Below are 18,141 nucleotides of genomic sequence, written 5' to 3' on the forward strand. Positions count from 1 at the left end.
CCCGCAGCCCCTTCCGGCAACCGATTCTGATGAGGCGGTCATGACGTTTTTTCCTCCCTCGGGCCTTGGGCGGCCCCTTCTGCTGGACGGCGCCATGGGCACCATGCTCCAGGCTTCCGGCCTGCCCGCCGGCGTGAGCCCCGAGGAATTTTGCATGGAGAATCCCCAGATTCTCCAGAACATTCACCGCGCCTACCTGGAGGCCGGCGCGGACATCATCACTACCTGTACCTTTGGGGCCAGCGCCTATAAGCTGCCGCGAAGTCTCGACGTCTTCCGTTTTAACAAGCGCATGGCCGAGGTGGCCCGCGCGGCGGCGGCCGCAAGCCCCCGTCCTGACGGCGCGCCGGTTTTTGTGGCGGGCAACGTGGGCCCCACGGGCCAGTTTGCCAAGCCCCTGGGCGCGGTAGAACCGGCCGAGCTGCTGGAGGCCTTTGCCCGGCAGATAGAGGGGCTGGCGGCCGGTGGGGCGGACCTTATTTTTGTGGAAACCCAGTTTGACCTAGCCGAGGCCCGGCTGGCCGTGGCCGCCGCCCGGCGGGTCTGTCGGCTGCCGGTCATGGTTTCTATGACCTTTGAACAGGGCGTCAGCCTGACCGGCTCCAGCCCCGCCATCTTTGCGGAAACCATGCAGAATATGGGCGTGGACGTGGTGGGCACCAACTGCAGCCTGGGGCCGGAGCAGATGCGCCCCGTGGTGGCGGATCTGCTGGGGGCCTGCACCTGCCCGGTCATGGCCGAACCCAACGCCGGTCTGCCGGAGCTGCGCGGCACAACAACGGTCTTTCCCCTGGGTCCGGAGGATTTTGCGCGTGAAACCGCGCCCTTTGCCGGTATGGGGGCCGCCGTGCTGGGCGGCTGCTGCGGCACCACGCCCGCGCACATCGCTGCTCTGGCCCAGACCCTGCGCGGAACAGAGCGCGTGGACGCCGCCGCCGTACCCCGGCCGGGCATCTGCCTGACCAGCCGTTCGCAGCTGGTGCGGGTGGGGGCCGGGGAGCCCATTGTCATCATCGGCGAGCGCATCAATCCCACGGGCAAAAAAGCCCTGACCCAGGACCTGCAGAACGGGGTCTTTGCCACGGCCATGGACCTGGCCGACGCCCAGGTGCGGGCCGGGGCGGGCGTGCTGGACGTGAACGTGGGCGCGCCGCTGGTGGATGAAACGGTTCTTTTGCCGGAGCTGGTGCAGCAGCTTACGGCGCGGCTGACCCTGCCCCTTTCGCTGGACTCGCCCAATGCCCAGGCCATTGCCAACGCTCTGCCGTACTGCCCGGGTTCGTTTCTGGTTAATTCCATCAGCGGTGAGGCCGGGCGCATGGACGTGCTGGGCCCGCTTTGCCGGGATTTCGGCGCGCCGTTCATTTTGCTGCCCATTGAGGGCGCGCGCCTGCCCAAAAAGGCCGCCGAGCGCATCCGCACGGTGGAAAGCCTGCTGGTCCGGGCCGAGGGGCTGGGCATTTCGCGTCGGCTCATGATGGTGGACATACTGGCATTGGCTGTTTCCTCCAGTCCGGACGGAGCTCGCCAGTGCTTGGAGATGGTGCGCTGGTGCACAGCGCAGGGGTTGCCCACCACGTTGGGGCTTTCCAATCTTTCTTTTGGTCTGCCCGCGCGGGAGCTGCTCAACGCCACCTTCCTCTGCTACGCGGCCGGGGCGGGGCTGACTTCCTGCATAGCCAACCCTTCGGCCCGACGAGTACGCGAGGCCGTGGACGCCCTCAAGGTGCTGGGGGAGCACGACCCCCACGCCGCGTCCTTTATCGGCGGCTACGCCGCATGGAAGGCGGACAGCGGGGCAGTGACCCTGCGCGCGGCCGGGGCGGGCGCGGCCCGCACCCTGTCCGAGGCCGTGCTCAATGGCGACAAGGAAAACGTCGTGACCCTGCTGGAGGCTGAGCTGGCCGCCGGAGCGGACCCTTTCAGCCTGGTGCAGGATACGCTTATCCCGGCCATCACCGAAGTGGGCGCGCGCTATGAGCGGCGGGAATATTTTCTGCCCCAGCTCATCCGTGCCGCTGAGACCATGCAGACGGCCTTTGTCCGTCTGAAGCCCCTGCTGGAGGCCGGTCGCGGCCCGGAAAAGCGTCCTGTGGTGGTCATGGCCACGGTGGAGGGCGATATTCACGACATCGGCAAGAATATTGTTTCTCTGCTTCTGGGCAACCACGGCTTTGAGGTGGTGGACGCGGGCAAGGACGTGCCCGCTGAGGACATCGTGGCTTGCGCCCTGAAGCACAACGCGCGTATCATCGGTCTGTCGGCCTTGATGACGACCACCATGGTGCGCATGGAAGATACCGTAAAACTGGTGCGGGATCGCAACCTGCCCATCAAGGTGATGGTGGGCGGGGCCGCGGTGACGCAGGCCTTTGCGGACGCCATCGGCGCGGACGCCTACAGCCCTGATGCCGTGGGGGCTGTGCGGGCCGCCCGTCAGTTTTTGTAACCCCGATTTCCCGTCCTTGCTCTGCAGTTGTACTGCAGGCTTTTGGGCGGCGTCACCTTCAGCAATCAGGTTTGACCTGCGGTGCGGTATGAAAAAAGTCCTTCTGCCCCTCCTGCTTTGTCTGCTTCTGCCCTGCTCGGCCCTGGCCGCCGCGGCGGACGCTGTGCCCAAGCTCAATCTGAGCGGGCTCACGGACCTGTTGGCCAAAAACAAGGGCAAGGTGGTCATGCTCAATTTTTTTGCCACCTGGTGCCCGCCCTGCCGGATGGAAATTCCCGAACTGGTCAAAATGCACAAAAAATACGAAGGTAAGGACGTGGTCATCATCAGCCTTTCCGTGGACGAAAAGCCTGAGGTGGTGCCGCCCTTTGTGCGCAGCATGGGCATGGACTACCCTGTGTACATGGCCGGGCGGGATATTACCCGCGCCTTCCAGGTAAGTAGCATCCCCCACAATGCTTTTTACAGCAAAGACGGTCAGTTGGTGCTTTCCGAGCCGGGGGTGGCCGACGGTGAGATTATGGAGATGGTTTTCAAAAAGCTGCTGAGCGCCCAATGAGCGCATTTACCGTGCGCAAGGCCCGCATGGAAGACGTGCCGGCCATGCACGGCCTGCTGCTGGCCAGTGCGCGTCAGGGCCTGCTGCTGCCGCGCGCGCTCATCCACCTTTACGGGCATGTGCGTAACTTTATGGTGGCCGCAGATGCGGCAGGCCGTACGGTAGGCTGCTGCGCTCTGGCTCCGGTATGGGAAGATCTGGCCGAAATCTGTTCTTTGGTGGTGCAGGACGACCTGCGCCGTCAGGGCGTGGGGCGGCTGCTGGTCCGGGCTTGTCTGGAAGAAGGCCCGACTCTGGGCATAACCAGAGTCTTTGCCCTGACCTATCAGGAAGCCTTTTTTGCACGCCTGGGCTTCGCCGTTGTGGACAAGAGCGTGCTGCCGCAAAAAATCTGGGCCGACTGCGTGCACTGCGCCAAGTACCCGGATTGCGATGAAACTGCTGTTTTTTTGAATCTGACGGCCCCCGTGGCCGGTGTGCAAGGAGGAAACCATGTCTGAAGAGGCCGCCCTGACCCCCGTCAAGGCTTTGAAATCCGTGTTCAGCCAGGAAATGATCGCCGTGCGCGTGCGCGAACTGGCGGCGGAAATCGACGCCCTGTACGGGCAGGAACCCCTGGTGGCCGTGTGCGTGCTCAAGGGGGGCTTCATTTTTTTCAGTGACCTGGTACGCGCCTTGCATAATGAAAAGATGGAACTGGATTTTGTGCGCCTGTCCAGCTATGGCAAAAAGGCGTCCAGCTCCAAGCACGTCATCTTCAGCAAGGATGTGGAGATTGACATTGCCGGCAAGCATGTGCTGATTGTAGAAGATATCGTGGACAGCGGCTACAGCATGCAGTTTTTGCTGGGTCAGTTTGCCGCGCGTCGGCCGCGCAGCGTGCGCCTGGCCGCCTTGGTGGACAAGGGCGAACGGCGCGAGGTGGACGTAAAGGTGGACTTTGCCGGGTTTAAGCTCAAAGAAGGCTTTATTGTTGGCTACGGCCTGGATTATGCCGAGCACTACCGCATGCTGCCCGGCGTTTACGAGGTTACGTTGTAGCCTTCGCTGCGGGGCCGTCCTTTGGCCGCGCCCCGCTTACAGCAGGCCGCCGGCCCCGGCGTCGGCGGAAGACGGGAGAAAAAAATGGAAGTGAAGTGCCCCCACTGCGCCAGCCGTTTCAAGTTGCCGGACCAGCTTGCCAAGCCGGGCGTCAAGCTGCGCTGCTCGGTCTGCTCGACGGTGTTTCCCTATACGCCCCAGGCCGACAATCCGGCTCAGGGGCCGTTGCCGGATATGCCCATGAAGCGCCGCCGCGTGGGCGGCAAGTGGGTCTTGTTACTGCTGCTGGCACTGGTCTGCGCGGGCGCGGGCGGCTATTGGTACCAGACGCGCGGGGCCGCTCAACGAACCCCGCCGCCCACGGAGCAGGAAATCGCCCAAAAGGTGGAACTGCTCACCATGCGCAACGTGCGCCAGTATTATGTGGATAACGACAAGGTAGGCAAGGTCTTTGTTATTGAGGGCCGGGTGGTTAACGAATTTCCGCAGCCCAAGGAATTGGTTACAGTGGAGGCCGCCATCTATGACAAGGACAAGAAACCCCTTTCGGTGAAACGGCAGATAGCCGGGGCGCAGCTTTCGCTCTTTCAGCTGCAGGTGCTGAGTGAAAAGGAGATGGAGGCTTTTCTTACCAACAAGGTGGAAATTCTCACCAACAACAGCAACGTGCCCCACGGGGGCGAAGTGCCGTTTATGGTCTTGTTTTATGCGCCGCCCGAAGGCGTGGCCGAGTTTGGCGTGCGCATTGTGGACGTGCAGGACGCGCCCGCCCCTGCGGCGGCGGGCGGTGACAAGTAACGGCCGCCTTCGGACGCGCCACAACCCCAATTTTTCATGAAAACAGACACCCCCCATCTCAAGCGTGCGTTAAAAAACAGACATATCCAACTCATCGCCCTGGGCGGGGCCATCGGCACGGGCCTGTTTCTCGGTTCGGCGGGTACCATCCAGATGGCTGGCCCCGCCGTACTGCTGAGCTACGCCGTGGGCGGCTTCATCGCCTTTCTGATTATGCGTCAACTGGGTGAAATGATGGCGCAGGAGCCTGTGGCCGGCTCGTTCAGCAATCTGGCCCACAAATACTGGGGCGACTTTCCGGGGCTGCTTTCCGGCTGGAACTACTGGATTTTGTATGTGCTGGTGGGCATGTCGGAACTGACGGCCGTGGCCGTATATGTGCAGTACTGGTTTCCCCAGGTGGAGCCGTGGCAGACCACGGCTTTTTTCTTCTTGTGCATCAATGCCATCAATCTGGCCCAGGTGGGCTTTTTTGGCGAAATGGAGTTTTGGTTTGCGGTCATTAAGGTGGTGGCCATTGTGCTGATGATCGCCCTGGGCTGTTTTTTGCTGGCCAGCGGTCAGGCCGGGCCCGAAGCGGGCCTGAGCAATCTGTGGACCCACGGCGGCTTTTTCCCCAATGGCTGGGCAGGGGTGGTCACTTCTTTGGCTGTGGTGGCCTTTTCCTTTGGCGGGTTGGAACTGGTGGGCATTGCCGCCGCCGAAACGGACAACCCGCGCAAGACCATCCCCAAGGCAATCAATCAGCTCATTTACCGCATTCTTCTTTTTTACATCGGTGCGCTGGCCGTGCTCTTGAGCCTGCACCCTTGGAACATGCTGGGCGCGCCCGTGGACAAGAGCCACTGGGCCGAGGCCATGATTGCCAGCCCCTTTGTGCAGATTTTTGACCTCATCGGCATTCCTTCCGCCGCCGGGGTGCTCAATTTTGTGGTGCTGACGGCGGCGCTCTCAGTCTATAACAGCTGCGTATACTGCAACAGCCGCATGCTTTACGGCCTTTCCCTGCAGGGCAATGCCCCCAAGGCCTTGGGCGAGGTGAGCGCGCGGGGCGTGCCCGTGTATGCCCTGCTGGTGTCTTCCGGGGCCACGCTGGTCTGCGTGCTGCTCAACTACTTTATGCCCAAAAGCGCTCTGGGCGTGCTTATGGGCCTGGTGGTGGCGGCGCTGGTCATCAATTGGGCCATGATCAGCCTGACCCACCTCAAGTTCCGCGCGGCCAAAGAGCGGGCGGGCGAGGCCCTGGTCTTCAAGGCTTTCTGGCATCCTTTCGCCAATTACCTCTGCCTGGCCTTTATGGTGCTGGTGCTGGCCGTGCTGGTCTACATCGGCGAGGGCATTTCCGTACTGCTGGCCCCCCTGTGGATAGGCTTTGTCTGGCTGGGCTACAGGCTGAAGTGCCGCCGTCAGGGGCGGAAGGCCGCATGATATTCCAGGGCAGAGTACCTTTGCGAATATGTATTCGCAAAGGTACGGCACGCTCGTTCCGGCGCTTACGCACGCAAATGCATAGCGCTGTCGTCTTTACCCGTAACTTTTTTCATCGTAATGGGCTAAGCTCCTGCGTTGCAACGGCTGAAGCTGCGCTTGCGCCTCCCCGGCGGACGGCAGCTCACGCAATTGCCAGGGCGTTTTAAAGTTGAAACGCCCTGAAAAGCAAAGGGGACGGCGACAAAAGCTGTTTTGACGGCCTGGGGGGGAATCCTTCGGGCTGTCTTTTTTGCGGAGGCAGCGCCGGGGCGCGGTCGGGCAGCGGTCAGGCCTGACCGTAGCGCTTCAGGGGCAGGCCCAGCAGGCCGGGAACATCCAGAGGGGCGCTTTCTTCGCGGGAGAGCGGGCGGGTGATTTCCAGTCCGTTGGCCTGGGTCAGGTCCACTATGCTGGTGGGCTGCAGGGGGCGGCCTGTGGGGTCCAGGGCCAGTTTAACCTGTGGTTTGGCCGGCGACTGCTGATTGGAAGCGCAGACCACGCCGCGCTGGCCGTTGGAAAGCTCCACCGCTGAGCCTACAGGGTAGATGCCCATGAACTTGACGAACAGGTCCACATCCTGTGGTGTCCAGGCCTGGCCGCGCATCTGGTACATGATGGCCAGCACCTGATGGGGCGAAAGGGGCCTTTTGTACACGCGCCAGGAGGTCAGGGCGTCGTACACGTCGCTGAGTGAAAGGACGCGCCCGTACAGGCTGATGTCGTTGCCCGCCAGGCCATAGGGATAGCCCGTGCCGTTGAATTTTTCGTGGTGCTGCAGCACGCCGAGCAGTACTTCGGGCGCAATGGCCTTGTCTGCTTTGAGCCTTTCGTAGCCGCGCAGCACGTGTGAATGCATGATTTCCATTTCCCAGGGCTTGAGGGCTCGGGGCGCGTTGAGGATAGCCGCGGGCACCAGGGCTTTGCCGTAGTCGTGAAGCAGCCCAGCCATGCCCACGGCATACAGGTCGTGGGCATCCAGGCCACGAAAGCGGGCGTAGGCCGTGGCAAAAATGCTGACATTGACGCTGTGCCCGAAAGTATATTCGTCTGAAAGGCGCAACTTTGCGAGAAAAATAAGGGCGTCCAGGTTGCGGTCCAGGCTGCTGATGATGGATTCCACCAATGGCTGCGTGGCCGTCACGTCCAGGGGCGCATTGGTGGCACTGTGCATGAACTGTTTTACGTGTTCCAGCGAGGCCGTGTAGACGTCGTGGGCGCGGTGCAGCTCTTCCTCCAGGGGCACACGGTGCCCCCAGACGGAGTCGGGCGTTGTCAGGCGATCCAGAGCGCCCCCCACCATAGGGCGAAAACGGTCCGTATCATGGTAGATCATTCTGTAACCTTGGTTTGCAATGCGCTGGATTTCCTCCTGCGAGGTGATGTACCCCGGCGTGGCATAAAGCAGGGGCGCCTTGGTCCAGGGAATGCCCACATCCACCACGTACATGCCTGGCTGTAAATTGCTAATTGATATTTTTACTATTGGCATGAACATCATCCTTTCACTACGGCGTTACGCAGAAGTTGGGGCACGATCGTGTGCTCCCGTGTTCATGGATGAAAGCGCGGTAAGGTTGGGAGTTCTACGGCTGGCTGCCGTAGAAGAATAACGTGCTTTGCTAACAGAAAACGTTGCTACTGGCAAGGGGGTGGGGCGTCGGCGCGCCAGCAAGTCAGGCGGGTCGCGCTGCGCGTTTAGTCAAGAGGCTTTGCCAGCTGCAGCAGGGTGGCCACGTCCAGAGCGGCGCAGTCCTGAACGGGAAGGGCGCGGGCTACTTCGAGGTCGCGGGTTTTGGACAGATCCAGGGTTTTGGGAGGGAGGGGGCGGCCCTGATTGTCCAGGGCCAGCACGACCTGGGGCCGGGTAGGGAAGCTGGTGTTGGTGCGGCAGACTACCCCGATGCGGCCGTCAGCCAGTTCTACGGGCGAGCCCACGGGGAAAATGCCCATAAATTTGATGAAGTGCTCCACCGTGCCCGGCGCCCAGGATTTATTGCGCATGGTGTACATGATGGCCAGGGCCTGGTGGGGAGGAACGGCGCTTTTGTAGACGCGAAACGATGTCAGCGCGTCGTAGACGTCACTGAGGGAAAGAATGCGTCCGTATTCAGAGATATGCTTGCCGGCCAAACGGTATGGGTAGCCTGTGCCGTTGTGCTTTTCATGGTGCTGCAGCACGCCCTGCAGCGATTCCGGCGTGATGCCGTCCAGCCGGGAGAGCTTTTCATAACCGCGCAGCACATGAGACTGCATGATTTCCATTTCTCCGGGGGTCAGGCGGCGGGGAGCGTTGAGGATTTCCTGCGGGATGAGGGCCTTGCCCAGGTCGTGGAACAGACCAGCCACTCCCATGGACTGCACCAAATCGTCGGCCAGTCCCAGAAAGCGGGCGTAGGCCACGGCGAAGATGGTGACATTGACGCTGTGGGTGAAGGTGTATTCGTCGGTAGTGCGCAGCTTGGAAAGCGAAATGAGGGCGTCCACATTGCGGTCCAGGCTGCCGATAATGGCTTCAACGTATGGTTGGGAGGCAGCCACGTCTATGGGCGCGGCTGGTGACTGCATAAATTTTTTGACATGCTCAAGGGAGGAGGCGTAGGCCTTGCGGGCCTGAACCAGTTCTTCCTCAAACGGCGTCCGGCGGCCCCAGGTGGCGGGCGAGGGTGCTATTTCGGCCGCGTCCGCAGGCAGCGGGCGGAAGCGTTCGGGGTCGTGGAACACTTCGCTGAAGCCCTGCGCTATAATGCGCTCCACCTCGTTCCGCGAGGCGATGGGGCCTTCCTCAGCATAGAGCAGCGGCGCTTTGGTCCAGGGCAGGCCCGTATCGACAACGTACATGCCCGGCTGCAGCGCTGTAATGGGAATTTTACAAGCAGGCATGGCGTACCCTCGTGCGATTGCTTCGTCACGCGGTGTGGGGCCGACCCGCAGGCTGTTCCCGCGACATAAGGCCGACTTCTGCACCGCGCCATAAAGACCCGCACAGGCAAAAATGCCAGGGGCAAGCAGTGCGGATCCTGCCTCAAAGCGGCAGTATGCAATTCAGGGCAGAATCCCTTGTGGATAAAAAAAAGTCAATAAAATTGTCAGGGCATTGCAATGTTGCAATGCCCTGACGGTTGCGGAAGCCGCCGCTCGCCGTGGAGGCGCAAACGCAAGTTATTTGCGCGGTTAAGCGCCGAAACGAGCGTACTGTAAACTTCGAGAATACATATCCTCAAAGATAATATTCTCTAGAGCATTTAACACTTGAAATGCGCGCTTACGGCAGGCAAAAGCCTGCCTTCTCGCATTTCGTGGCAAGGATTTTCAAGAAAATTCTTGCAGAGCAGTTAGCTCATTTTATTCGCTAACTGCTCTAGCCGATATCCCAGTCCAGGCCGAAGGTGTCGTGCAGAATGCGCACGGCCAGTTCCAGATATTTTTCCTGAATGAGCAGGGTGATTTTGATTTCAGAGGTGCTGATCATCAGGATATTGATGCCTTCCTGGGTCAGGGCGGCAAAAGCCCGTGCCGCCACGCCGGAATGGTTGCGCATGCCCACGCCGATGGCCGAAACCTTGGCCACGCTCACGTCGTGCAGCACTTCCGAAGCCCCGGTTTTTTTGGCGACTTCGTCCATGATGCGCAGAGTCTGGGGCAGGTCTTTGCGCGAGATGGTGAAGGTGATGTCCGTGTGGCCGTCCAGGCTGGTGTTCTGCACGATCATGTCCACCAGGACGCCCTTTTCGGAAAGGGGGCCGAACACGGCGGCAGCCGTGCCGGGCACATCGGGCAGGTCGCGCAGGGTCACGCGGGCCTGGTCTCTGTCGTAGGCGATGCCGGAAACAAGTACGGCTTCCATGCTGGAATCCTCCTGGGTGACGAGGGTGCCGGGGTCGCTGCTGAAGGTGGAGCGCACACGCACAGGCACTTTGTATTTTTTGGCAAATTCCACGGAACGAATGTGCAGCACCTTGGCCCCCATGCTGGACATTTCCAGCATTTCTTCATACGCCACGCGGTCCATTTTGCGCGCGGTGGAGCAGATGTTGGGGTCTGTGGTGTACACGCCGTCAACATCTGTAAAGATGTGGCATTCCGCCGAGCCCAGGGCGGCGGCCAGGGCCACGGCCGAGGTGTCGGAGCCGCCGCGCCCCAGCGTGGTGATGCGGCCGTCCTCGGTGCAGCCTTGAAACCCGGCCACCACGAGCACATCATAGTTTTCCAGCTGAACGCGCAGGGCCTTGCTGTCAATGGAGCGGATGCGCGCCCGGCCGAAGTCGTTGTCCGTGGTGATGGGAATCTGCCAACCCAGCAGTGAGCGGGCGCGGATGCCCGCGTCCTTGAGCAGCATGGTGAACAGGCTGATGGAAACCTGCTCGCCCGTGGAGACCAGTACGTCACAGGCCGCCCTGTCCGGCGTAGGCGACCATTCCTCGGCCAGGGAGAGCAGCTTGTTGGTGTCCCCGGCTCTGGCGGAAAGCACGGCAATGACCTTGTACCCCTGGGCAAGGCCCTCCAGCACTTTTGTCTGCACCTGGCGCATACATTCCAGGTTGGCCACGGAAGTGCCGCCGAATTTCTGGACCAGAATTTTCATGTCCGTCATCCATATGTCCGCAAGTGTTCCAAAGGGGCGGGTGCAAGTCCTGCAGCCATCCGTACAGTCGCGGAAACCCTTGCCGCGCCAAGCGCCGCAAGGGTTGTTCAGGCTTCCCCGCCCGGCCATTGGCCGCACGTCTGACGCAACAGGGCTTCGGCCCTGGGGCCGTGGGCCGTCAACGTCAGCAGACGCCCTTTCTCGCACGCATCAACCGATATGTCCAGATATTCTTCAGGTAAAAGCTGCGGCGGCAGGTATTCTGCCCATTCCAGAATGACCTGGCTGCGGCCGTCGTCCAAGGCTTCCTCAAGCTCTTCTGGGGGGCTGCCGGGGCTGCGGTAGAGATCAGCGTGCAGCACGGGCGGCGTGGTGGGGTAGTAGTTGCAGATGGTGAAGGAGGGGCTGCCCACTTCGGCCAGATCGCCGCCGGGCAGGGCGGCCGTCAAGGCTGCGGTAAGGGTCGTCTTGCCGCTGCCCAGAGGGCCGCGCAGCAGCAGGGCCACCGGACCCAGCTCCCGCAGGCCCGCCGCCAGCAGACGGCCCAGGCGGCGCGTATCCGCCAGCGAATGCAGGGTCACCACGGCCATGCCAGCAGATCCTCCGGGCTGCCCGGTGCAGATGCGCGGGGGCGAGTCTGAATGCCGTCGTCGGTTTCAGGCGCGTATTCAGGCGTGAGGTTTTTCGGCGCGGCCCAACGGGCCAGGGCCTGCGGCAGCAGGTCCGCTGTGGTGGAGGCCACATTGCCGCGCAGAGGCCAGGTGTGCGCGGCCTGACGGCCGGCCAGGGCGTGCAGGGCCACGGCCTGGCCCGCTGTGAGTTGGGCAGGGCGCAGGGGAGCGGCATCCTTTGCGTCCGTGGCGTGCGCCGCCAGCAGGCCGCCCAGGCAGCCCGCCAGCACGTCGCCGGAGCCGCCTGCGGCCAGTTGGGGCACGTCGTAAGGGCAAAGCAGCACGGGCGCGCCCGCCTGGCCCACAAGCGTGCCCGCGCCTTTGAGCACCACCACGCCCCGGCAGCGGGCGCAAAGTTCGCGCAGGGCGGCCCATCGGTCGGCCTGCACGGCGGCGGCGGGGCGGCCCAGCAGCAGTCCGGCTTCGCCGGGGTGGGGGGTAAGCACKTCGTCCTTGCGCACCAGATTGAGCAGTTCGGGCTGCGCGGCCATAAGGGCCAGAGCGTCCGCGTCCAGCACTGTGGGGGGCCGATCGGGCAGGCGCAGGAGCGCGCCCAGAAAGGCTGCGGCGTCCGGGCTTCGTCCCAGGCCGGGGCCAGCCACCAAGGCGGTGCAACGGGCCGCCAGCGCAACCAGGGCCGGGGGCGGGGCGTCCGGCCAGCAGCCGTGCGGGCCGGGAAGGGCCAGGGTCATGATTTCGGCCCAGCCGTTTTTGATATCCGTCAGGGCGGCGTCCGGAGCCGCGGCCGTGACCAGTCCGGCCCCGGCGCGCAGGGCCGCCCGCGCCGCCAAGTGGGCCGCTCCACCGTAGCCGGGCGCGCCGCCCGTTACCAGCACATGACCAAAGGCGTTTTTGAAGCCGTTGACCAGCAGGGCCGCCAGGGGGGCCAGGCAGCGGCCGTCCAGCAGGTAGGTGGAGCAAGGGGCCGCCCTTTGCACCACGGCGGGGATGCCGATGGGGCGGACGTGCACCGGCCCTGTCCAGGCTCGCGCCTGCGGCGAGGCCAGACCCGGCTTGCCTGCGGCAAAGCTGACGGTGGCCGTGGCCCGTACCGCTTCAGGCTGCGGCGCGCCCGTGCGTCCGTCCAGGCCGGAGGGGATGTCCAGGGCCAGCACAAAGGCGGCCTGCAGGGCGTTGACAGCGCGGATCAACGCCAGCATGTCCGGTCGCAGGGGACCGTGAAAGCCCGTGCCCAGCAGACCATCCACCATGATGTGGGGTCGGCCTTCCGGCAGGCGGAGCGGCGGTGAGGCCGACGGCAAACCCGCTGCGGCCGGGCCGGAGCGCCGTCCTTGCCGCAAGGGGCGGAAGGGCACGCCCGCTGCCCGCGCCACGCGCATGTGACGGCCGCACTCCCCTTTATAAGAACGCAGGGGATGGGTGTGCAGCACCAGGGGGTCGGCCCCGGCGTCCAGCAGGTGGCGGGCCAGACAGGCGGCGTCGCCGCCGTTGTTGCCGCCGCCCATGAGCAGCCAGACTTTCATGCCCGCCAGGCGCGGCGCAGAGGCGCGCAGCACGTCAAAAGCCGCGCGGGCGGCGTTTTCCATCAGAATGTCCCCGGCAAGGCCCAGATCGACCGCGCCCCGGTCCCAGGCGCGCACTTCGTCGGGCGAGGGCAGAGGAGGCAGGAGCGCAAAGGCGGATGGCGTCATGGTCAATCCTCCAGTACCACCAGGGCTACTGCCGCGCCTCGGTCATGGCTCAGGGAAACATGGCGGCGGCGTACGCCCAGGGCTTGCGCGCGGCGGGCCGCGCAGTCCAGAAAGCGCAGTTGGGGTTTGCCTTCTGGCGTATTGCAGATCTCAATCTGGCGGGGTCCGATGCCCTGGCTGAAGCCCGTGCCCAGCGCCTTGACCGCCGCTTCCTTGGCGGCGAAGCGGCCGGCCAGATAAGCTGCCGGCGCGTGGGGCAGGCGGCGCAGTTCCTCCGGGCTGAGGATTTTTTCCGCAAAGCGGCGGCCGAAGCGCGCGTAGATATTGCGGATGCGGTCCAGATCGGCCAGATCCACCCCCAGGCCCACGATCACAACGACCCCCGGCGCGCGCCCAGGGCGGCGCGCCGCCTTGATTCGGGGGAAGAAATGCCGTATGCAGATTTTTTCATGCCACTATTCTGAACCGTTCACGGCACTGTCGTCAAGGGACGACGGCCGGGAAAGGATGGAGAAAAACTTTTATGAAACTGTGTATCATCGGCACCGGCTACGTGGGCCTTGTCAGCGCCGCCTGCTTTGCGGAAATGGGCAATACCGTCACCTGCGTGGACGTGAACCCGGCCGTGGTGGAAAAACTCAACGCCGGTTTCGTGCACATCTTCGAGCCGGGGCTGGAGCCGCTGGTGCAGCGCAGCCGGACCGACGGGCGGCTGACCTTCACCACCATGCTGGAAGATGGCATTGCTGACGCGGACTGCGCCTTTATCTGCGTGGGCACGCCCCCGCAGGCCGACGGCTCCTGCGACCTGAGCTACGTGCGCGAAGTGGCGCGGGAGATCGGCCGCCACATGCAGAAGGATCTGGTCGTGGTGGATAAATCTACCGTGCCGGTGGGCACGGCAGACGAAGTGCGCGCCATTCTCGCCGGGGAACTGGCCGCGCGCGGCAAAGACCTGCGGGTGGACGTGGTCTCCAACCCCGAATTTCTTAAGGAAGGCGACGCCATTTCCGACTTTATGAAGCCCGACCGGGTGGTACTGGGCACGGATTCTCCCCGCGCCGCGGCCCTCATGCGCGAGCTCTACGCCCCCTTTGCCCGCACCAGGGATAAAATCATCGTCATGGGGGTGCGCAGCGCGGAAATGACCAAGTACGCCGCCAACTGCATGCTGGCCACCAAAATTTCGTTCATCAACGAAATCGCCACCATCTGCGAAAAAGTGGGCGCGGACGTGCGGGACGTGCGCACGGGCATCGGTTCGGATTCGCGCATCGGCTACCAGTTTATCTACCCCGGCGTGGGCTACGGCGGCTCCTGCTTCCCCAAGGACGTGAAGGCGCTTATCCACACTGCTGAAAAAGCCGGTGTGGAGCCCAAACTGCTCAATGCCGTGGAAGACGTCAACGCCCGGCAGAAAAAGCACATGGCCACGCGCATCATGGAATATTTTGCGCCTCAGGGCGGCGTGCAGGGCAAGACGCTGGCCCTGTGGGGCCTGGCCTTCAAAGCCAATACCGACGACATGCGCGAAGCCGCCGCCATCAGCATCATTAATGAGTTGACCGCTGCGGGCATGCGCGTCCGCGCCTTCGACCCGGTTGCCGCTGACAACGCCCGCGCCATTTTTAAGGACAACCCCCTGGTGGAAGTGGGCACAGACCAATATGAGGTGTGCCGGGGCGCGCAGGCCCTGCTGGTGGTTACGGAGTGGAACCAGTTCCGCAATCCCGATTTTGAGAAGGTCAGAGGGTTGCTCAGCGCGCCCCTGCTCTTTGACGGACGCAACCTGTACTCGCCTTCCTCCATGGCGGAACACGGTTTTGCCTATTTCTGCATCGGCCGCCGCGGCTGAGGCAGGGCAATCGGGCAGGCTCCGGCGGGCGGTGAACGCCTGCCGGCAGGGCCTGGCAGAGCGTTGGCGGCAGAGCAGCCGTACTGTTGCGTTTATGAATGCGGGGCGCGGGCCTTTGCCTGCGCCCCAGGTTTCTCTTCACCCTGTCACCCAAGGAAGTTCCATGGCTCTTTTTGCCGCCCGTGATGCGGAAACCAGCCTTGTCTGCCCCCGCTGCGGGGCCCATCTGCACATTGCCCGCACCTGCCATGAAGTCTACATGCATTGCCCGGCCTGTCAGGCGCGCTTTGCGCTGCAGGAATATATCAGTCAGGCTGATGACGCCATGGAGCACTTTTTGGAAAATGTCTACTGTGACCGTGTGTAGTGACGGCCGCGCCGGTGGCGGCGGCTGACTTTTTAAAGATATTGACATTCACTTTCATTTTTATCATGCTGTGCACGTTAGTGCGTGTTTTTTCAGCGATGTGGTCTGTGTCGCTGTTGACGCGTGCAAGGGCTTCCCGTCTTTGGGCAGTCCATGACCTTGGAAATACGCCATTTCTGGAGCCGGCATGACCCCTTCGCAAATCGTTTCCGCCCTGCGTTCACTCCTTGCCATCCGCCAACCGGCCTTCTTGTGGGGGCCGCCCGGCGTGGGCAAAAGCCAGGTGGTGGCCCAGGTGGCCCGGCAGAACGGCCTGGCCCTGCGGGATATCCGCGCCGTGCTGCTGGATCCCGTGGACCTGCGGGGCCTGCCGCGCATCAGCGCCGACGGGCGGTCTGTCTGGTGCCCGCCGGCCTTTTTGCCCGGCCCGGCTGACCCTGAGCGGGGCATTGTCTTTTTGGATGAGCTTAACGCCGCGCCGCCCCTGGTGCAGGCCGCCTGCTACCAGCTGGTGCTGGACAGGGCCATAGGCGAATACCGCCTGCCCGATGGCTGGAGCATTGTGGCCGCCGGCAACCGGGAGGGGGACAGGGCCGTGGCCTACCGCATGCCCTCGGCCCTGGCCAACCGCATGGTGCACCTGGATTTTACGCCCGACCTGGAGGACTGGCTCGGCTGGGCGCAGGGGGCGGGCATCCGTCAGGAAGTCTGCGCGTTTTTGCGCTTCCGTCCGCAGTTGCTGCACGACTTCGACCCTGCGCGCGGGGAGCGGGCCTTTGCCTCGCCCCGCTCCTGGGAATTTGTTTCGCGCATTCTGGACGCCGCCCCCACACGGGATGTGGAGGCGGCATTGCTTGAAGGCGCGGTGGGCGCGGGCTGCGCGGCGGAGTTCAGCGGTTTTCTGGCTGTCTGGCGTGATCTGCCCACGGTGGAAGAAATTCTGGAAGCTCCGGAAGGCGTCCCGGTGCCCGAAGAGCCCGCCGCCCTCTACGCCACTTGTGAGGCCTTGAGCCTGCATGCGGACCAGGACACTATGGAGGCCCTGGCCACCTATGCCGCGCGTCTGCCTGCCGAGTTCGGCGTACTGCTCATGCGCGACGCCGTGGAGCGGGACGCTGCTCTGGTGGAATCGCCGGCTTTTGCCCGCTGGGCGGAACAGAACGCCGCCGTGCTCATGTAGGGGCAGGCGCGTGTCCGTCCTGTGTGCCGCACAGCAAAGCCTGAGCCTTCGGGCCGAACGGGCCATGCGCCGGGCCCGATCCGCCCTGGTGCTGGACCATCCTTTTTTTGGCGTGCTGGCCCTGCGTCTGCGCCTGCGGGAAGATACGACCTGCCGCGACCTGTGGACGGACGGTCTTACCCTGGCCTACAACCCGGCCTTTGCCGCCACCATTCCGGAAGCTGCCCTGGTGGGGGCCCAGGCCCACGAAGTGCTCCACCTGGCCTTCAATCACCATCTGCGCCGTCAGGACAGGGACAAAGATCTTTGGAACCGGGCCTGCGACCTGGCAGTGAACCAGATTTTGCTGGAGGCGGGTTTCAGTCTGCCCCAGGGGTTTTTCCATGACGCGGCCTATGCGGCAATGGCCGCCGAAGAAATTTACGCCGAACTGGCCGGTCTGCGGGAAGACCCGGCTCCGGGCGTAGACCTGGGGGGCCGGGCGCGGGCCGGCGGTCCCGGCGGCACAGGGGCCTCCGGCGGCGGCGCGTCGGACGGAGCGAGCGTGCCTTTGCGCCCGTCCGCCCAGATGCGGCATGCGCCCACCCGGCCCCCCAGTTCCACGCCCGGAACGGGCGACCAGCAGACGCGCGCTGGGGCGCGCCCCAAACCCAAAAAAGAAGAAAACAGCCCAAAAAATGGCGGCCAGAGCGGTTTTACGGGCGAAGTGCGCGATCACCCCGGTGCGGGGCAGGAGGAAAGCCCGGCTTTTAAAGATGCGGAGCGCGAGGCCCAGGCCGCTCTGCACCAGGCGCTGCGGCGGGCGCGGCACATGGGCGATTTGCCCGCTGGCCTTAAACGGCACTTCACCGACCACGCCCGACCGCATCTGCACTGGCGGGCCCTGCTGCAGCGCTTTCTGGAACAGTGCGCGCACAGCGACTACACCTGGACCACCCCCAACCGGCGCTACCTGTTTCAGGATATCTACCTGCCCTCGCGGCGGGAGGCGCGCCTGCCCTTGGCAGCCTTGGCCGTAGATTGTTCCGGCTCCGTGGACGCGGCCACGCTGGCGTACTTTATGGCCGAACTCGCCGGCGTGCTGGACGCTTACGATACCACCCTGGCCATACTTTTTCACGACAGCCAGGTGCACGGCCCGGAACTGCGCACCCGCATGGACAGGGACGCACCCCTTACGCCCGTGGGCGGCGGCGGCACGGACTACCGCCCTGTGCCCGCCCGCCTGGAGCAGGAAGGCCTGGCCCCCGCCTGCCTGATCTGGTTCACAGACCTGCAGTGCAACCGTTTTCCGCCGCCGCCGCCCTATCCGGTACTCTGGGTCTGCAGCGACGCCGCAGCGGAACCGCCGCCCTTCGGCAGCGTGCTGTTCCTGCCGCAGGCAGGGGAGGAAAGGGGGTAAGGAGAAAAAGTTCCTTCCCCCCCATCCTTCAAAAAATTTTTTTCGCATGTGATGCGCCGGGCGCGTCTTGAATGGGGATGCGGTTTTTTCCTACAGGCTGGTCCGGGACAGTGGG

Annotated in this window: 16 protein-coding genes; 10 read left to right on the top strand and 6 right to left on the bottom strand. The window is 63.6% G+C overall.

Annotation, left to right across the window (positions count from 1 at the left end; translation table 11 throughout):
- Positions 1–40 precede the first annotated feature (40 nt).
- The 6 genes from EB812_RS06155 to EB812_RS06180 all read left to right on the top strand — a co-directional run bounded on the left by EB812_RS06155 (position 41) and on the right by EB812_RS06180 (position 6,275).
- Positions 41–2,449 carry a homocysteine S-methyltransferase family protein gene (locus tag EB812_RS06155; RefSeq protein WP_130957943.1) on the top strand — a complete coding sequence of 803 codons (2,409 nt, stop codon included), beginning with the start codon at positions 41–43 and terminating at the stop codon, positions 2,447–2,449.
- An 88-nt stretch (positions 2,450–2,537) separates the two neighbouring features.
- A complete protein-coding gene (locus EB812_RS06160; RefSeq protein ID WP_118229182.1) occupies positions 2,538–3,008 on the top strand; it encodes a TlpA family protein disulfide reductase in 471 nt (156 codons plus the stop codon).
- Entirely contained in the window at positions 3,005–3,508 is a 504-nt protein-coding gene (locus EB812_RS06165) for an N-acetyltransferase (RefSeq protein ID WP_118229181.1), read from the top strand. The genes EB812_RS06160 and EB812_RS06165 overlap by 4 nt, the downstream gene beginning before the upstream one ends.
- Positions 3,501–4,049, top strand: coding sequence for a hypoxanthine phosphoribosyltransferase (hpt, locus tag EB812_RS06170; protein WP_118229180.1), 549 nt, complete (start codon positions 3,501–3,503; stop codon positions 4,047–4,049). Before EB812_RS06165 ends, hpt begins: the two co-directional genes overlap by 8 nt.
- A gap of 84 nt (positions 4,050–4,133) precedes the next feature.
- The gene (locus EB812_RS06175; RefSeq protein WP_130957944.1) at positions 4,134–4,847 is read left to right on the top strand and encodes a zinc-ribbon and DUF3426 domain-containing protein; all 714 of its coding nucleotides are present in this window, start codon (positions 4,134–4,136) and stop codon (positions 4,845–4,847) included.
- 36 nt (positions 4,848–4,883) lie between these two features.
- Positions 4,884–6,275, top strand: coding sequence for an amino acid permease (locus tag EB812_RS06180; protein WP_118229178.1), 1,392 nt, complete (start codon positions 4,884–4,886; stop codon positions 6,273–6,275).
- Between the two features lie 328 nt (positions 6,276–6,603).
- Here EB812_RS06180 and EB812_RS06185 read toward each other — a convergent pair whose 3' ends face one another.
- The 6 genes from EB812_RS06185 to EB812_RS06210 form a co-directional block, all read right to left on the bottom strand.
- Positions 6,604–7,815 carry a cyclic di-GMP phosphodiesterase gene (locus EB812_RS06185; RefSeq protein WP_118229177.1) on the bottom strand — a complete coding sequence of 404 codons (1,212 nt, stop codon included), beginning with the start codon at positions 7,813–7,815 and terminating at the stop codon, positions 6,604–6,606.
- 197 nt (positions 7,816–8,012) lie between these two features.
- The gene (locus tag EB812_RS06190) at positions 8,013–9,197 is read right to left on the bottom strand and encodes an HD-GYP domain-containing protein (RefSeq protein ID WP_118229176.1); all 1,185 of its coding nucleotides are present in this window, start codon (positions 9,195–9,197) and stop codon (positions 8,013–8,015) included.
- A 478-nt stretch (positions 9,198–9,675) separates the two neighbouring features.
- A complete protein-coding gene (locus EB812_RS06195) occupies positions 9,676–10,899 on the bottom strand; it encodes an aspartate kinase (RefSeq protein ID WP_118229175.1) in 1,224 nt (407 codons plus the stop codon).
- Positions 10,900–11,006: 107 nt separating this feature from the next.
- Positions 11,007–11,489 (bottom strand): tRNA (adenosine(37)-N6)-threonylcarbamoyltransferase complex ATPase subunit type 1 TsaE, encoded by a 483-nt coding sequence (gene tsaE, locus EB812_RS06200; protein ID WP_118229174.1) that lies wholly within the window; start codon positions 11,487–11,489, stop codon positions 11,007–11,009.
- Complete coding sequence (locus tag EB812_RS06205) at positions 11,477–13,222, bottom strand: NAD(P)H-hydrate dehydratase (protein WP_130957945.1); 1,746 nt, start codon at positions 13,220–13,222, stop codon at positions 11,477–11,479. The genes tsaE and EB812_RS06205 overlap by 13 nt, the downstream gene beginning before the upstream one ends.
- A 2-nt stretch (positions 13,223–13,224) precedes the next feature.
- Positions 13,225–13,596, bottom strand: a complete 372-nt coding sequence (locus EB812_RS06210) for a holo-[acyl-carrier-protein] synthase (RefSeq protein ID WP_118229172.1) — start codon at positions 13,594–13,596, stop codon at positions 13,225–13,227.
- A gap of 86 nt (positions 13,597–13,682) precedes the next feature.
- Between EB812_RS06210 and EB812_RS06215 the strand changes: the two genes are divergently transcribed.
- From EB812_RS06215 to EB812_RS06230, 4 genes are all read left to right on the top strand, one after another.
- The gene (locus tag EB812_RS06215) at positions 13,683–15,077 is read left to right on the top strand and encodes a UDP-glucose dehydrogenase family protein (protein WP_270229153.1); all 1,395 of its coding nucleotides are present in this window, start codon (positions 13,683–13,685) and stop codon (positions 15,075–15,077) included.
- A gap of 163 nt (positions 15,078–15,240) precedes the next feature.
- The gene (locus tag EB812_RS06220) at positions 15,241–15,444 is read left to right on the top strand and encodes a dual CXXC motif small (seleno)protein (RefSeq protein ID WP_118229170.1); all 204 of its coding nucleotides are present in this window, start codon (positions 15,241–15,243) and stop codon (positions 15,442–15,444) included.
- A 187-nt stretch (positions 15,445–15,631) separates the two neighbouring features.
- Complete coding sequence (locus tag EB812_RS06225; protein ID WP_130957946.1) at positions 15,632–16,624, top strand: ATP-binding protein; 993 nt, start codon at positions 15,632–15,634, stop codon at positions 16,622–16,624.
- A 10-nt stretch (positions 16,625–16,634) separates the two neighbouring features.
- Positions 16,635–18,026: a vWA domain-containing protein gene (locus tag EB812_RS06230; RefSeq protein WP_242621220.1), complete on the top strand. Its 1,392-nt coding sequence runs from the start codon at positions 16,635–16,637 to the stop codon at positions 18,024–18,026.
- Positions 18,027–18,141 lie beyond the last annotated feature (115 nt).

This window comes from Desulfovibrio legallii (genome assembly GCF_004309735.1).
In the GTDB taxonomy this organism is placed as follows: domain Bacteria; phylum Desulfobacterota; class Desulfovibrionia; order Desulfovibrionales; family Desulfovibrionaceae; genus Desulfovibrio; species Desulfovibrio legallii.

Coding starts and splice junctions, on each gene's coding strand:
- EB812_RS06155 (WP_130957943.1), top strand. CDS start 41: ATGACGTTTTTTCCTCCCTCGGGCCTTGGGCGGCCCCTTCTGCTGGAC.
- EB812_RS06160 (WP_118229182.1), top strand. CDS start 2,538: ATGAAAAAAGTCCTTCTGCCCCTCCTGCTTTGTCTGCTTCTGCCCTGC.
- EB812_RS06165 (WP_118229181.1), top strand. CDS start 3,005: ATGAGCGCATTTACCGTGCGCAAGGCCCGCATGGAAGACGTGCCGGCC.
- hpt (WP_118229180.1), top strand. CDS start 3,501: ATGTCTGAAGAGGCCGCCCTGACCCCCGTCAAGGCTTTGAAATCCGTG.
- EB812_RS06175 (WP_130957944.1), top strand. CDS start 4,134: ATGGAAGTGAAGTGCCCCCACTGCGCCAGCCGTTTCAAGTTGCCGGAC.
- EB812_RS06180 (WP_118229178.1), top strand. CDS start 4,884: ATGAAAACAGACACCCCCCATCTCAAGCGTGCGTTAAAAAACAGACAT.
- EB812_RS06185 (WP_118229177.1), bottom strand. CDS start 7,815: ATGATGTTCATGCCAATAGTAAAAATATCAATTAGCAATTTACAGCCA.
- EB812_RS06190 (WP_118229176.1), bottom strand. CDS start 9,197: ATGCCTGCTTGTAAAATTCCCATTACAGCGCTGCAGCCGGGCATGTAC.
- EB812_RS06195 (WP_118229175.1), bottom strand. CDS start 10,899: ATGAAAATTCTGGTCCAGAAATTCGGCGGCACTTCCGTGGCCAACCTG.
- tsaE (WP_118229174.1), bottom strand. CDS start 11,489: ATGGCCGTGGTGACCCTGCATTCGCTGGCGGATACGCGCCGCCTGGGC.
- EB812_RS06220 (WP_118229170.1), top strand. CDS start 15,241: ATGGCTCTTTTTGCCGCCCGTGATGCGGAAACCAGCCTTGTCTGCCCC.
- EB812_RS06225 (WP_130957946.1), top strand. CDS start 15,632: ATGACCCCTTCGCAAATCGTTTCCGCCCTGCGTTCACTCCTTGCCATC.